Source organism: Bacillus sp. MT(2024) (assembly GCF_036362845.1).
GTDB lineage: Bacteria > Bacillota > Bacilli > Bacillales > Bacillaceae > Bacillus > Bacillus velezensis.
Genome location: NZ_CP143632.1, coordinates 603,883 through 617,781, shown reverse-complemented (window position 1 = coordinate 617,781; position 13,899 = coordinate 603,883). Strand labels below are relative to the sequence as shown.

Genomic DNA, 13,899 nt, shown 5'->3' with positions numbered 1-13,899 from the left:
CTAAACAACATGGGACACCCGTTTGTCCCTGATCATTTGCACCTTAATATTTTTCTGAGCGAAGATGAGAGCGAGTTTCCGTTCTTTCTCCGAAAGCGCGGCATTCGTTTCTTTCGCCAAAAACACCGTCATGTCAGCACGGCCGGGCTCAGCCTGTTTGAGAAGGTCTTCTGTAAGACTGCCCGTCACGACGGCAATGGAAGCTTTACCCAGTTCTTTTCCTAAACGCCCGCCTTCATCGGCTTCTTCCGATTCTGAAGCTGATGCCAGGTAACGCAGCATCTTTCTGAAATGCCGGTCTCCCTCCCGGACGGGAAATACAGTCCGGTCGCTCCCCAATGAAATAAATCCTGCGGGAGAGCCCTTCACAAGCGCCGTGTAAAGCAGGGATGCCGAAGCTGACACCGCGGCTTCAAACGAAGGGGACGGCCTGCAGTCCAAAAGGAGAATCATATTCATACTCTGCAGCGGGTCAAATTCCTTCGTCATCAGCTCATTTCGCCGCGCCGATGTTTTCCAGTCAAGTGCGGAAAACCGGTCGCCCGGCTGATAATTTCTGACGCTCGCGGCCATTGCTGTGCGGTGTACCTGAAACGGAGCGCCGGCACCCGCACCCTCTTCTCCTGATGCAGCCTGCGGCTTATAGTGAACAGGCCCGTACGCCGGGAAAACCAGAACCGTATCCGTTACGGAAAACGACGCCGTCTTGTCCAAAAGCCCGAGAACATCTCCCGTCCGCACTCTGATCGTATGTAAATGATGCTCTCCGCGCGGCACCTGCGGCAGCTCATATTGTAACATCAGCTTCCTTTGAAACCACGGAAACACAAGCTGTTTCGCACTGCGCCTCTCACCAAGCGTTTCCGGCATCACATCTTCAATGACCATATATGTCAGCGGAAACGGCAGGCGCCTCGTCAGCCTGATGGTGACAGACAGCCTGTCGCCTGAGGTTAACTGGGCGGAGGACACGTCACGCGTCACCTGAAACGCCCGCAGCGGGTACACAGCGACCAGCCCGGCGTAAACGGTAAACGGCAAAAACGCATAAAATAAAAACCAGCTCACAAATCCGCCCTGAAACATGGCATAAGAAAAGACAGCCGCCGTCAGTACGGCCAACATAAGCAGCTTCCAACCATATAGAAGCCAATGCATCTTCTTTCTCATTAGCGGACCGACATCCTTTGAACGGGAACTTTTTCCGTTTGCATGATGTCTTCTATAACCGCTTCCGCCGTCACATCGTTAAATTTCGCCTCGGCGGTCAAGATCATTCTGTGCGGCAGCGTATACGGAGCTAAATACTGGACGTCATCAGGAATGACGTAATCGCGGTCATGAAGCAGAGCGTACGCCTGTGCGGCTTTCATTAATGAAATTGAACCGCGCGGGCTGACGCCCAGATGTACGGACGGATGCCGGCGGGTATGCTGAGTGATGCCGACGATGTACGCTTTAATTCCATCATCCACCCGCACCTGCTCCAGTTTTTGCTGAAGGCTGATAAACTGTTCTTTAGAAATGACGGGCTCGATTGTTTCAAGCGGATTGCGCCCTTCCTGCAAAGACAGAACCCGAAGCTCCTCCTCGGCAGTCGGGTAGCCCATGCGCAGCTTAAATAAAAACCGGTCAAGCTGGGCTTCGGGAAGCGGATACGTTCCTTCATATTCAACCGGGTTTTGTGTGGCCATGACGAAAAACGGCTCAGCCAGCCGCATTGTCTTTCCGTCAATCGTGACATTCCCTTCCTCCATCGCCTCAAGCAGGGAAGACTGCGTTTTCGGAGAGGTTCTGTTAATTTCATCAGCCAGCACGATATTCCCCATGATCGGTCCCGGGCGGTATTCAAATTCCATTGTTTTCGTATTATAAATAGAGACACCCGTCACATCTGACGGCAGAAGATCCGGCGTGAACTGAATCCTCTTAAAGTCAGCTCCTATCAGCTTGGCCAAAGCCCGGACCATCATCGTTTTTCCGACTCCCGGCACGTCTTCCAGCAGCACATGCCCTTTTGCGAGAATGGCGGCCAGACTGAGTATGGCGATATCCCGTTTTCCTATGATGATGTTTTCAATATGCTCAACGGCTTTCTCCAGCAGCGGAAGCAGCTCTTCTTTATAAGCCATTCTTCTCCTCCTAGTCATCTCTCAAATTTCAATTATCGTAACCTAACTTTACCACAAAATATAAACAGTATAAAAAAACGTTTCCAGCGAATTGTTTCCAGTCCGAAAAAGGAAAAAAGCTCCCTTTAGAAAGGAAGCTTTATTTCAGCTTGAGAGGCTCCATATGAACGTGTGAATGGTCAATGGCATGTTCCTCTTTCATCCCGGCGCCTTCTGCTGTACGAATGCGAAAAAAATGTCATATTTTCTTACATCATTTTCAACTGTCTATAGCATTTATGATAGAATAATACTTGTCGGAATATTCAGCATAAACAAACCAAAAGGAGGCAAAGAATGAATCAGCCTAACTCTTTATCTAAGGGATTAAAAACCCGGCATATGACCATGATTTCAATTGCCGGCGTGATCGGCGCCGGATTATTTGTCGGAAGCGGATCCGTCATTCATTCCACCGGACCCGGAGCGATTGTCTCCTACGCTTTAGCAGGATTATTAGTGATTTTTATTATGAGAATGCTGGGGGAAATGTCCTCCGTCAACCCGACAAGCGGTTCGTTTTCACAGTACGCGCATGACGCCATCGGTCCTTGGGCCGGTTTTACGATCGGATGGCTGTATTGGTTTTTCTGGGTCATCGTCATTGCCATTGAAGCCATTGCAGGCGCCGGAATCATACAGTACTGGTTCCCGGGCATTCCGTTATGGCTGACGAGTCTGCTTCTGACCGTGCTGTTAACACTGACGAATATTTATTCAGTTAAATCGTTCGGCGAATTTGAATACTGGCTTTCCTTAGTGAAGGTAGCGACGATCGTTGTCTTCTTAATCGCGGGATTTGCGTTCATTTTCGGAATCGTCCCCGGCAGCAAACCGGTCGGGCTGGAAAATCTGGCGGGCAGCGGCGGATTTTTCCCTAAAGGTCCGAGTTCCGTACTGCTCGGCATCGTCGTTGTCATTTTTTCTTTCATGGGATCTGAAATCGTCGCAATCGCAGCGGGAGAAACGTCAAATCCGGTCGAATCCGTCACAAAGGCGACCCGCTCAGTCGTTTGGCGGATCATTATTTTTTACGTCGGCTCCATTGCGGTTGTGGTCACACTGCTGCCGTGGGATTCAGCCAATATTTTGGAAAGCCCCTTCGTTGCCGTTTTGAGCCATATCGGGGTTCCCGCAGCCGCTCAAATCATGAATTTCATCGTCCTGACAGCCGTTCTGTCCTGCCTGAACTCCGGGCTTTATACGACGTCACGGATGCTGTATTCACTGGCAGAGCGAAATGAAGCGCCGCGGCGTTTTATGAAACTGAGTAAAAGAGGCGTACCGGTTCAAGCCATTATCGCCGGCACCTTTTTCTCCTACATTGCCGTTGTTATGAACTACTTTTCTCCCGACTCCGTATTTTTGTTCCTGGTCAATTCATCAGGGGCGATCGCACTGCTCGTCTATCTCGTCATCGCCGTCTCACATCTGAGAATGAGAAAGAAAATCGAACGGACAAACCCTGAATCTCTTAAAATCAAAATGTGGTTTTATCCGTACTTAACCTACCTGACGATCATCGCCATTTGCGCCATCTTGTTATCTATGCTGTTTATCAGTTCAATGCGGTCTGAATTTCTGCTGACAGGATTTATTACTCTGCTGGTACTTGCCTCATATGTATTCCGCAAAAAACAAAAACCGAAAGAGAGCGCTTCCGAAAGCCGGGTTGCGCAATAACCGCAGACACCCCCCTCAAAAAAGGGCGGGTGTTTTTTTAACCAACCTGTTCCAGGCAGCATTAACTGTAGTACAGGATTTCAATAAATGATAAGGACAGGATGAAAAATGGCACTAGAAAAATTTGCAGATGAACTGCCGATTATCGAAACACTCCAGCCGCAGAAGAAATCAGACGGCAGCACGTATTATGAAGTCACCATGAAGGAATGCTTTCACAAGCTGCACCGCGATCTCCCGCCGACCCGGCTTTGGGGGTATAACGGTTTGTTTCCCGGCCCGACGATCGACGTGAACAAAGATGAAAACATCTATATTAAATGGATGAATGACCTGCCGGATAAGCATTTTCTGCCCGTGGATCATACCATTCACCATTCAGAAAGCGGCCATCAGGAACCCGATGTCAAAACCGTCGTCCATTTACACGGAGGAGCAACGCCGCCGGACAGCGACGGCTACCCGGAAGCCTGGTTCACAAAGGATTTTAAGGAAACGGGTCCTTATTTTGAGAAAGAGGTATACCATTATCCAAACAAACAGCGCGGGGCTCTGTTATGGTATCACGATCACGCCATGGCGATTACGAGGCTCAATGTGTACGCCGGGCTTGCCGGGATGTATATCATCCGCGAGCGAAAAGAAAAGCAGCTGAAGCTTCCCTCCGGAGAGTACGACGTACCGCTTATGATTTTGGACCGCACGTTAAATGACGACGGTTCCTTGTCTTATCCGAGCGGACCTGCTAACCCTTCCGAAACGCTGCCCGACCCTTCCATCGTCCCGTTTTTTTGCGGAAATACCATTCTCGTCAATGGTAAAGCGTGGCCGTATATGGAAGTTGAACCGCGGACATATCGTTTCCGCATCCTTAATGCTTCCAATACGAGAACATTTTCTCTCTCGCTCAATAACGGCGGGAAGTTTATCCAAATCGGTTCTGACGGCGGACTGCTTCCCCGCTCTGTCAAAACACAATCTATCAGCTTAGCCCCGGCAGAGCGGTATGATGTGCTCATCGATTTCTCCGCCTTTGACGGGGAACATATCATTTTAACGAACGGCACCGGCTGCGGGGGCGACGTCGATCCGGATACAGACGCCAATGTGATGCAATTCCGCGTCACAAAACCGCTGAAGGGAGAAGACACAAGCCGGAAGCCTAAATATCTTTCAACAATGCCTAATGTGACATCAAAAAGAATACACAATATCAGGACGCTTAAACTCACAAATACGCAAGACAAATACGGCCGGCCCGTTTTGACGCTGAATAACAAGCGATGGCATGATCCTGTGACAGAAGCGCCGAAGCTCGGCGCAACGGAAATCTGGTCGATTATCAATCCGATGGGGGGAACCCATCCGATACACCTGCACCTTGTTTCCTTCCAAATCCTTGACCGGCGTCCTTTTGACTTAGAGCGTTATAACAAATTCGGCGACATTGTGTATACAGGCCCCGCCGTCCCGCCTCCTCCAAGTGAAAAAGGCTGGAAAGACACCGTGCAGGCGCACTCGGGGGAAGTCATCAGAATCGCGGCGACTTTCGCTCCTTACAGCGGACGCTACGTATGGCACTGTCATATTCTAGAGCACGAAGATTACGACATGATGAGACCGATGGACGTCACGGATAAGCAGTAAACAAACATCTCCCCCTTTTCTCCAGAAGGGGCTTTTTTCATTTATCCAAAAATAAAAAATAAGAAGGCGCTTATTTGCATATACTGTAATAACAGGAAGACGATGCACCCTCATTGGAAATCTGGATAGAAAAAGGAATTAGGAGATTAGGGAAAAGTATGAGACAATGAAGGAGTGCACGAAAATTCATAAGGGAAGAAGTGACTTTATGTCTTACTACAACAAACGTAATCAGGAACCGCTGCCTAAAGAAGATGTCAGTACGTGGGAATGCACAAAAGAGGACTGTATCGGCTGGAGCAGAAAGAATTTTGCCGGCAGTGATACCCCGACTTGCCCCCTTTGCGGCAGTAAAATGATCGACGGCGTCCGTTCGTTGGTAAATCTCCAAAACAATAATCAAACGGCATCAAGTTAGACCTCCCTTTTACGAGTCTCAACATAGAGAAGGCCTCCATGTCTCATGAGAGGCCTTTGCGTTATCATGTCCTTTTACGATGCAAAGGAGCAATGAACATGAAAAACGATCGGCAGCAGAAAGATCTGAAGGAAATGGCAAAACGGCGGAAAATGAACCTTGCCGCACAGTCATTCATCGAAACGCTTCATTTTGCCGTTCCGATTCTCCGTTTTTTCAAATGGCTCGCCTCAGCCGCAGCCAGCTTTGTTCATTAAAAAACACCCAGCGGGCGCTGAGTGTTTTTTTCATGATTGGATGACGGAAAAACTATTGATAATGCCGTTGTCATTTTCCCAGACTTTTTCGCATTTTTTCGTATCCAAATGATAAGCATAAATGGTCCGGACCTTCGCATTCCGCCCCGTTTCATCCTTCAGACGCTTAGCGCCTTTTGCTTCCGCCATGAAATAAATGATGCTGCCGTCTTTAGAAAACTGAGGCTGGGCATCAATCAGCGGAGCGAAGTCCTTCCCGTTTGAGATAATCGTTTCATCTTTTTTCGTTTTGACATTCATCAGACGGATGGACGCTTTTTGTTCCGTCCCTTTTTGTGTATAAGATGTAAAGACAAGGTTCTTACCGTCCGGTGACACCGCCACGCCGCTGATAAACTGTTCAAGGTTTGTCAGGTCCTGAAGGTGTTCGCCCGCTCCTGCTGCAAACCGGATATTCGTCGGTTCAGGGTCAATCCCCTTCTCATTTGCCTCATCCGTTTTTTGATAATCCTCTTTGACGGAATAATGCAGAAGCGCAAAATCGTTTTGGCTGCGGTTATAAAAGAAGCTGCTTACACTGTCGTCTTTCTCATCAGCGGCAGGATACAGATTTTCATAACGTTTCGTTTTCAAATCAAAAGATGCGAGACGGAAAATATCTTCATCCGCTTTTCCGAGACGGAAATAAATGTGCGTCAGATCCTTTGATAAAAACAGACTGTCAGCGCTTGCCGTTCCTTTATAAAGCACCGTCTTCTTTTTCGTCTTCAGATCAAGCTTATAAAGACGCATCTCATTTTGGTCATTATTCCCGACAAAATAGAGCACCTGATGGGCGTCATCGAGTGCAAACGCCGGATATGCCGAAAGCTTTTCCTCGTACAGCACGCGGCCGTCCTCGTAATATTTCGTCATCAGATCTTTGTCTGTAATGGAAACTAGCAGCTTGTCATGGCCGCCGGAGACAACAGCTTTTCCGCCGCCGTCGCTTTTTCCTTTAATCAGTAAAACGGACGCGATGACCGCCGCCGCCAAAACGGCGGCCAGCAACATCCAGATCCATCGTTTCTTCTTCATTATCAATCTCTCCGTCAATCAGAAAAAGCAAGAATCAGAGTCCTTGCTTTTTAAGATGGTCTATTTTAATAGCTGTAGTGTCCGGATACTCTTCCTTTGCTTAATGGATATCCGAGCGCTTTGAACGCTTTCGGGCTGACATCCAACACGGCATTCGGCAGACGGCCTACATCATTTTTGTATACTGTGATAACCTTTTTCGGTTTTGCTTTCGCATAAGCTCTGATTTTCGTTCCGTTTCTCGGAACGTCAAATCCTAATTTTGTCGCGCAATCCCAGTGTCCCAGTTTTTTACCGGAAGATCCTTTTTTACCGACTCCATTATACCATGTAATATTTCCGTTCACTTTTTTAGCACTTGCATCAGAAGAGTAACTGATCGCTCCCAGCGTGCTTCCTGCTAAAATCAATAAGGCTAAGAATAACTTCTTCAAGCTTTCGTCCTCCTGATTCTTTATTCTAGGCAAAATTATACACCAAGAAGACGATTATAATATTTCAATCACTTTACATGTTCATTACAACGTGATGAGACATGCACATAACGACGGCACAATTACCTGTTCTATATAATTCCATGGTAAATTATACTACAAAATTTAATTCATTAGCGTTATAATATTCATAGAGTATTTCTGCATTCAATATGGACTTTTTATAAGGCCTATTGATAGTTGCATAATATGATATATTTTGAGAAATCAGGCTTTAGGAAGCACTTTATTCCTTTTAACCGTGGTTCATATTGATCATGTACCTATACTCGTTTCAATCAGACTAGGAGTGATAATCAATGAAAGCGGCAAGATGGCACAATCAAAAAGACATTCGAATCGAAAACATTGATGAACCTAAAGCAGAACCGGGTAAAGTCAAAATTAAAGTCAAATGGTGCGGGATTTGCGGAAGCGACCTTCATGAATATTTGGGAGGCCCGATCTTTATTCCGGTCGGCAAACCTCATCCGTTAACAAACGAAATGGCGCCCGTCACGATGGGTCACGAATTCTCAGGAGAAGTCGTGGAAGTGGGCGAAGGCGTCAAAAATTACAGCGTCGGCGACCGTGTCGTCGTGGAACCGATTTTTGCCACACACGGACATCAGGGAGCCTATAACCTTGATGAACAAATGGGATTCTTAGGCTTAGCCGGAGGCGGCGGCGGATTTTCTGAATATGTATCCGTTGACGAAGAATTGCTGTTTAAGCTTCCTGAAGAGCTTTCTTACGAACAGGGCGCGCTTGTTGAGCCGTCAGCGGTAGCGCTTTACGCCGTCCGCCAAAGCAAATTAAAAGCGGGCGACAAGGCGGCAGTTTTTGGCTGCGGACCGATCGGGCTGCTTGTGATTGAAGCCCTGAAAGCGGCCGGCGCCACAGATATTTACGCGGTTGAACTTTCACCGGAACGTCAGGAAAAAGCGAAAGAACTCGGCGCTATCATCATTGATCCGTCAAAAACGGACGATGTCGTTGAAGAAATCGCTAAACGCACAAACGGCGGCGTTGATGTTTCTTATGAAGTAACAGGCGTTCCTGTCGTTCTCCGCCAGGCGATCCAGTCAACAAACATTGCCGGTGAAACGGTTATCGTCAGCATCTGGGAAAAAGGAGCGGAAATTCATCCGAACGATATCGTCATCAAAGAACGGACCGTAAAAGGCATTATCGGATACCGTGACATCTTCCCTTCCGTTCTTGCACTGATGAAAGAGGGCTACTTCTCAGCAGATAAGCTCGTCACGAAAAAAATCGTGCTCGACGATCTGATTGAAGAAGGCTTCGGCGCTTTAATCAAAGAGAAAAACCAAGTAAAAATCTTAGTCAAACCGAACTAAACCGTTCAGCTGAATATCAGACACATCCGAAAAAGAGCCGTTCCGGCTCTTTTTTTCATCTCATCGTCTTTCCTTCCTTTTCCTTTTAAAAATGATCCCCTCTGCGCAAACTATTTTTCACCCTGTCCCGTCTATCCTTAGGCAGCAGCCTATGATACGTATTTTTTAAAAAGGAGCCCTTTGAAGCAATGAAGAACGAAACAGCCAAAGCGTCGCTTGTGACGTGCATAACTGAGCGCAAGGAAGACTTTTACCGGCTTGCGTACAGTTACGTAAAGAACAAGGATGACGCGTTAGATATTGTTCAGGAATCAATTCAAAAAGCGCTGACATCGGTCGAATCCGTCAAAAACCCCGATGTGATCAAAAGCTGGTTTTATAAAATTTTAGTGCGCACGGCCATTGATTTTCTCCGCAAACAGAAAAAACTGAAAGTGATGGACGATGAAACGATCGAGTTTTTAAGCCGCGGAAAGGAAGATCACTACAAAGACACAGACCTTCACGAAGCGCTTGATGACCTGCCGCATCAATATAAAACCATTATCATTCTGCGTTTCTTTGAAGACCTGAAATTAGAAGAAATCGCGGACATCACGGGGGAAAACATCAACACCGTCAAAACACGCCTTTACAGGGGGCTGAAGCTCATGCGCATTCAGCTGACGAAGGAGGATCTTTCTTAATGGAAAAGAGATTAGAACAATTAAGAGAAGAGTATAAAAGTGTGCCCATTCCTAAGGAACTGGACAGCATTGTCGAAAAAGCCCTTCAGCAAAAACCGAAGAAAAAACGAATCGTGATGTGGCCGACATCCGCGGCAGTCGCTGCGGCCGTCTTATTTACCGCCGTTGTCAATATCAACCCGGATGCCGCACAAGCCATGTCTAAAATCCCCGTCATCGGCAAAGTCGTCCAAGCCATCACATTCGTGGAGATGAAGGAAGAAAAGAACCAATCAAGCATTGATGTGAAAACGCCCGCTCTGTCCGGACTTTCCGATCATAAACTCGAAGACAGCATCAACCGGCATTATATGAAAGAAAGCAAAGAGCTGTATCAGGAATTTATGAAGGCGACCTCAAAAAGCAAAAAAGGCCACCTCAGTATTTACAGCGATTATGAAACCGTTACTGACACAGCGGATCTGATCTCAATCCGCCGTGATATCGAAAAAACGCAAGCTTCATCTTATACGCAAAGCCGTTACATCACGATTGATAAAAAGAATGAGGCCGTGCTTACGTTAAAGAGTTTATTTAAAGATGACCGTTATATTAAAGTCATCAGCGAAAATATTAAAGAACAAATGAAAAAACAGATGAAAGAAGATCCGAATAAAATATACTGGGTCGAAGAAGATGATATGACGGAGCCTTTTAAAGCCATCCGCGCCGACCAGAATTTTTATATTACAGATAAGCACAAACTTGTTATTTCATTTGATGAATACGAAGCGGCACCCGGATATATGGGCGTTACAGAGTTTACAATACCGACCTCCGTCATCTCCAAGCTGCTTGTCGGACACCGCTACATCAGATAAAGAAAGAAAAAAATCCATGATATCCGCAGATCATGGATTTTTTCTTTCGTCCCGCAACAGCCAAGATGCATAAGGGACCCTTTTCATATAACAGACGCCGGACGGGGACTGAAAAGTTTAAGAAAATCACAGCATTTCATACATTTTTTTTGAAACAAAATCCCCTTCCGAATGCGTCTAATTAACGGAACAAATGGAAGACTGTACAGAAATCAGCTATAGCTATCCGCAAAACAGCGAGAATTTCCGCACACATTATTGGAGGAATACCATGTCAGACAAGTCACTGCATCACCGCTATATTCCCGGACTGGATGGACTTCGCGCCTTTGCCGTCCTCGCAGTTATCGCATATCATCTGAATTTTAACTGGGCCGACGGCGGTTTCATTGGTGTTGATATCTTTTTTGTTTTATCGGGGTATTTAATTACATCTATTATATTGCCTGCCCAAGGCAATGCCATCACCCTTGATTTGCGTGATTTTTGGGTGCGCCGGATCAGACGGCTTCTGCCGGCGGCTTATCTCATGATTATCACGACGGTCATTTGGGTCGTATTGTTTAACAGCGAGCTCCTGCATACCGTACGCGGAGATGCGGTCTCCTCACTTTTTTACATAAGCAATTGGTGGTTTATCTTTCATCAACTTTCTTATTTCGACAGCTTCGGCTCCCCTTCGCCATTAAAAAACCTTTGGTCGCTGGCGATTGAAGAACAGTTTTATATCATATGGCCCTTCCTGCTGCTTGCGGGAATGTACATATGTAAAACACGGGCCCGGCTTGCGGCCGCGGTCATGTTTATCGCGTTATGTTCGGCAGTCGTAATGAGTATGATGTATGTGCCCGGCGGAGATCCGAGCCGCGTTTATTACGGGACGGATACCCGGTCATTTGAATTGCTGATCGGCTGCGCTTTAGCTTTAGTGTGGCCGATGAAACGATTATCTTCCAAACGGCTGCCGAGCAGCATGAAACACCTGCTTCACGGGACGGAGCTTGCCGCTTTTGCCGCGCTGCTGCTTTGCGTCTTTTACACGGATGAATATGAACCCTTCCTGTACAAGGGCGGCATGCTTTTGATCAGCATCACCGCAGCGGTTCTTGTCGCATGTTTATGCCATCCGAGCAGCTTTTTGGGACATGTCCTTTCATGGAAGCCGCTTCGCTGGATCGGAACGAGATCATACGGAATCTACCTTTGGCATTACCCGGTTTTCGTACTGAGCACACCCGTGCAGGAAATCGGAAATCCGGTTTATTGGCACTGCGCCGTCAGAATCGGCGCCACTTTCATTCTTGCCGAGCTATCTTACCATTTCATTGAACAGCCGATCCGCACTGCGGGCTTCCGGCCATTTTTACGCCGCGTGTTTCTGAACCGCTTTCTGGAATGGAAGACGTCCTCTGTCATCAGCAGAATGTCGCTCGGCCTCATTCTTGCCGCCATTCTCGTATTTGCGGGCGGGCTGTCAGGGATAGCCGAAGAGAAAAAACAGCCGCAATGGACGTACGCGCAGAATGATCAGCAAGAAACCGCCGCCTCTTCGCACAAAACGGCCGATCACGATCAGCCTGCAAAAGAAGAAGACAGCAAGAAAAAACACGGCGGCGAAAGAACGAATACCGCGTCAGACAAAAACAAGAAAGAACCAGCAGACAAATCAGATACGAAGAAAAACGACGAGAAAAAGGAACGGTCATCTCAAAAAACGGCTGATCCAAAACAAGCACAGCCTCAGCAAGACGTGCTGGCCATCGGTGACTCGGTGATGCTGGACATTGCGTCATACCTGCGGCAGTCCCTCCCCCATGTCACCATCGACGGAAAGGTAGGAAGACAAGTCTCTCAAGCACTCCAGCTCACTTCGGAATATGCGTCATTTAATCAGCCGAACAAAGCGGTCATCATCGAGTTAGGGACGAATGGCTATTTCACAAACAGCCAAATTGAATCACTGATCAGCTCCTTTTCAAAAGCCGATATCTATCTTGTCAACACGCGTGTACCGCGGCAGTGGGAAAGCAAAGTAAACGAATCATTGCGCTGGCAGGCCGAGTCACGCAAAAATGTGACGCTTGTCGATTGGCACGCAAAAGCATTGCAGCACCCTGAATACTTCACACCGGACGGCGTCCATCTCATACCTGAGGGATCAAAAGCACTGACATCCCTCATCGTTCAAACAATGAAATCATGACAAAAAAAAGAGGCCCCAAAAAGGCCTCTTTTTCGTATATCATCAGGCAAGTTTCTGTCCGCAATTCGGGCAAAAATTCGCGCCTTCCGTTTTCGTTCCGCAGTTCGGACAGAATTTCGGCTTAGCCGCTCCTTCCGAGCTGTTTGCCGGCGCCGTCCCCTGATCCTGCTGACTTTGATCTTGCTGCGGCTGGTTCTGCTGATTTTGATTCATTTGGTTCATCATTTGATTTGCCACATTCATTCCCATCATCATGCCCGCCATGTCTGAGGCGGCGCCGCTTCCGCTCATTTTGCCGGATGACATTCCGTCCGTCATGGAAATCTGCTGATAGCGGTTCACATCCCCCACCATGCCGTAAGAAGCGTTTTTCGTAATCATATCCTGAACTTCCTGCGGATAGTTAAAGCTCATAATATTGAAGCCCGTAATCGACATGCCGTCTCCGATCAGCTGCATATCAAGATCTTCTTGAATCCCTTTTCCGATTTCAAATGAATTCGACTGCAGATTGAACATGTCTTTTCCTTCTCTGGTGATCCATTTCATCAAAAGCTGATCGAGAATAGACGTAATCCGGATTTTAATGTCCTCCACTAAATAGCTGTCTTTGACACCCGCAATCTTATCAATCAATCCGATGTAGTCAATGACCTTGAAGTTAAATGTGCCGTTTGCGCGGATCGGCATACCGCCCGGCATTCCTGCCGCCGGAATGTTGATGGCGTTTTTTGTGCCCCACTTCACGGTGAACTCCTTCGTATTCACAAACAGCACTTCCGCCCGCATGCCGCTGTTAAAGCCAAACTTAAACCCTTTTAGTGTCGATAGAAACGGAATAATTTCTGATTCGATATCATAATCGCCGTCATCACGGAAAATCCCTTCAATCTTCCCGTTGTATAAAAAGATGGCATCCTGTCCCGGCCGGATGATCAGACGGCTGCCTTTTTTAATTTCACGGTTGTTCCATTTATAGAAAACCATGTCGTCTCTGAATTCTTCCCATTCCACCACATTTGCTAACTGATTTCTGAAAAAACCCATGTATGCTCAAATCCTT

13 protein-coding genes are annotated in these 13,899 nt (G+C 47.2%); 8 read left to right on the top strand and 5 right to left on the bottom strand.

The genetic code is table 11. The features are described from left to right. Complete coding sequence (locus tag VP472_RS03240) at positions 1-1,170, bottom strand: DUF58 domain-containing protein (protein WP_146276255.1); 1,170 nt, start codon at positions 1,168-1,170, stop codon at positions 1-3. Beyond that, complete coding sequence (locus VP472_RS03235; protein WP_146276253.1) at positions 1,170-2,132, bottom strand: AAA family ATPase; 963 nt, start codon at positions 2,130-2,132, stop codon at positions 1,170-1,172. The genes VP472_RS03240 and VP472_RS03235 overlap by 1 nt, the downstream gene beginning before the upstream one ends. Before the next feature lie 336 nt (positions 2,133-2,468). Between VP472_RS03235 and gabP the strand changes: the two genes are divergently transcribed. The 4 genes from gabP (at position 2,469) to VP472_RS03215 (ending at position 6,176) form a co-directional block, all read left to right on the top strand. Then, the gene (gene gabP / locus VP472_RS03230; protein WP_012116987.1) at positions 2,469-3,854 is read left to right on the top strand and encodes a GABA permease; all 1,386 of its coding nucleotides are present in this window, start codon (positions 2,469-2,471) and stop codon (positions 3,852-3,854) included. 108 nt (positions 3,855-3,962) lie between these two features. Further along, positions 3,963-5,501, top strand: a complete 1,539-nt coding sequence (gene cotA, locus VP472_RS03225; RefSeq protein ID WP_153986647.1) for an outer spore coat copper-dependent laccase CotA — start codon at positions 3,963-3,965, stop codon at positions 5,499-5,501. Positions 5,502-5,709: 208 nt separating this feature from the next. Beyond that, positions 5,710-5,919 carry a cold-shock protein gene (locus VP472_RS03220; RefSeq protein WP_007408879.1) on the top strand — a complete coding sequence of 70 codons (210 nt, stop codon included), beginning with the start codon at positions 5,710-5,712 and terminating at the stop codon, positions 5,917-5,919. 98 nt (positions 5,920-6,017) lie between these two features. Continuing rightward, a complete protein-coding gene (locus VP472_RS03215; protein WP_003155794.1) occupies positions 6,018-6,176 on the top strand; it encodes a hypothetical protein in 159 nt (52 codons plus the stop codon). Between the two features lie 30 nt (positions 6,177-6,206). On the opposite strand, the gene VP472_RS03210 is transcribed toward VP472_RS03215, so the two are convergent. Then, positions 6,207-7,253 carry a TolB family protein gene (locus VP472_RS03210; protein ID WP_101562784.1) on the bottom strand — a complete coding sequence of 349 codons (1,047 nt, stop codon included), beginning with the start codon at positions 7,251-7,253 and terminating at the stop codon, positions 6,207-6,209. 65 nt (positions 7,254-7,318) lie between these two features. Beyond that, positions 7,319-7,687, bottom strand: coding sequence for an RlpA-like double-psi beta-barrel domain-containing protein (locus tag VP472_RS03205; protein ID WP_007408877.1), 369 nt, complete (start codon positions 7,685-7,687; stop codon positions 7,319-7,321). A gap of 359 nt (positions 7,688-8,046) precedes the next feature. Between VP472_RS03205 and VP472_RS03200 the strand changes: the two genes are divergently transcribed. From VP472_RS03200 to VP472_RS03185, 4 genes are all read left to right on the top strand, one after another. Then, the gene (locus VP472_RS03200; protein WP_007408876.1) at positions 8,047-9,087 is read left to right on the top strand and encodes a 2,3-butanediol dehydrogenase; all 1,041 of its coding nucleotides are present in this window, start codon (positions 8,047-8,049) and stop codon (positions 9,085-9,087) included. 188 nt (positions 9,088-9,275) lie between these two features. Further along, entirely contained in the window at positions 9,276-9,773 is a 498-nt protein-coding gene (locus VP472_RS03195; RefSeq protein WP_003155802.1) for an RNA polymerase sigma factor SigV, read from the top strand. Beyond that, positions 9,773-10,633 carry an anti-sigma-V factor RsiV gene (gene rsiV, locus VP472_RS03190; RefSeq protein ID WP_146276249.1) on the top strand — a complete coding sequence of 287 codons (861 nt, stop codon included), beginning with the start codon at positions 9,773-9,775 and terminating at the stop codon, positions 10,631-10,633. Before VP472_RS03195 ends, rsiV begins: the two co-directional genes overlap by 1 nt. Positions 10,634-10,904: 271 nt before the next feature. Continuing rightward, positions 10,905-12,836 carry an acyltransferase family protein gene (locus VP472_RS03185; protein WP_146276247.1) on the top strand — a complete coding sequence of 644 codons (1,932 nt, stop codon included), beginning with the start codon at positions 10,905-10,907 and terminating at the stop codon, positions 12,834-12,836. 42 nt (positions 12,837-12,878) lie between these two features. Here VP472_RS03185 and VP472_RS03180 read toward each other — a convergent pair whose 3' ends face one another. Next, positions 12,879-13,883 (bottom strand): SPFH domain-containing protein, encoded by a 1,005-nt coding sequence (locus VP472_RS03180; protein WP_146276245.1) that lies wholly within the window; start codon positions 13,881-13,883, stop codon positions 12,879-12,881. Between the last annotated feature and the right edge of the window lie 16 nt (positions 13,884-13,899).

What these genes read in the sequence shown, in the direction of transcription:
- VP472_RS03200 (WP_007408876.1), top strand. Translation starts at nt 8,047, where the DNA reads ATGAAAGCGGCAAGATGGCACAATCAAAAAGACATTCGAATCGAAAAC.
- VP472_RS03235 (WP_146276253.1), bottom strand. Translation starts at nt 2,132, where the DNA reads ATGGCTTATAAAGAAGAGCTGCTTCCGCTGCTGGAGAAAGCCGTTGAG.
- VP472_RS03240 (WP_146276255.1), bottom strand. Translation starts at nt 1,170, where the DNA reads ATGAGAAAGAAGATGCATTGGCTTCTATATGGTTGGAAGCTGCTTATG.
- VP472_RS03215 (WP_003155794.1), top strand. Translation starts at nt 6,018, where the DNA reads ATGAAAAACGATCGGCAGCAGAAAGATCTGAAGGAAATGGCAAAACGG.
- gabP (WP_012116987.1), top strand. Translation starts at nt 2,469, where the DNA reads ATGAATCAGCCTAACTCTTTATCTAAGGGATTAAAAACCCGGCATATG.
- cotA (WP_153986647.1), top strand. Translation starts at nt 3,963, where the DNA reads ATGGCACTAGAAAAATTTGCAGATGAACTGCCGATTATCGAAACACTC.
- VP472_RS03185 (WP_146276247.1), top strand. Translation starts at nt 10,905, where the DNA reads ATGTCAGACAAGTCACTGCATCACCGCTATATTCCCGGACTGGATGGA.
- VP472_RS03180 (WP_146276245.1), bottom strand. Translation starts at nt 13,883, where the DNA reads ATGGGTTTTTTCAGAAATCAGTTAGCAAATGTGGTGGAATGGGAAGAA.
- VP472_RS03210 (WP_101562784.1), bottom strand. Translation starts at nt 7,253, where the DNA reads ATGAAGAAGAAACGATGGATCTGGATGTTGCTGGCCGCCGTTTTGGCG.
- VP472_RS03195 (WP_003155802.1), top strand. Translation starts at nt 9,276, where the DNA reads ATGAAGAACGAAACAGCCAAAGCGTCGCTTGTGACGTGCATAACTGAG.
- rsiV (WP_146276249.1), top strand. Translation starts at nt 9,773, where the DNA reads ATGGAAAAGAGATTAGAACAATTAAGAGAAGAGTATAAAAGTGTGCCC.
- VP472_RS03220 (WP_007408879.1), top strand. Translation starts at nt 5,710, where the DNA reads ATGTCTTACTACAACAAACGTAATCAGGAACCGCTGCCTAAAGAAGAT.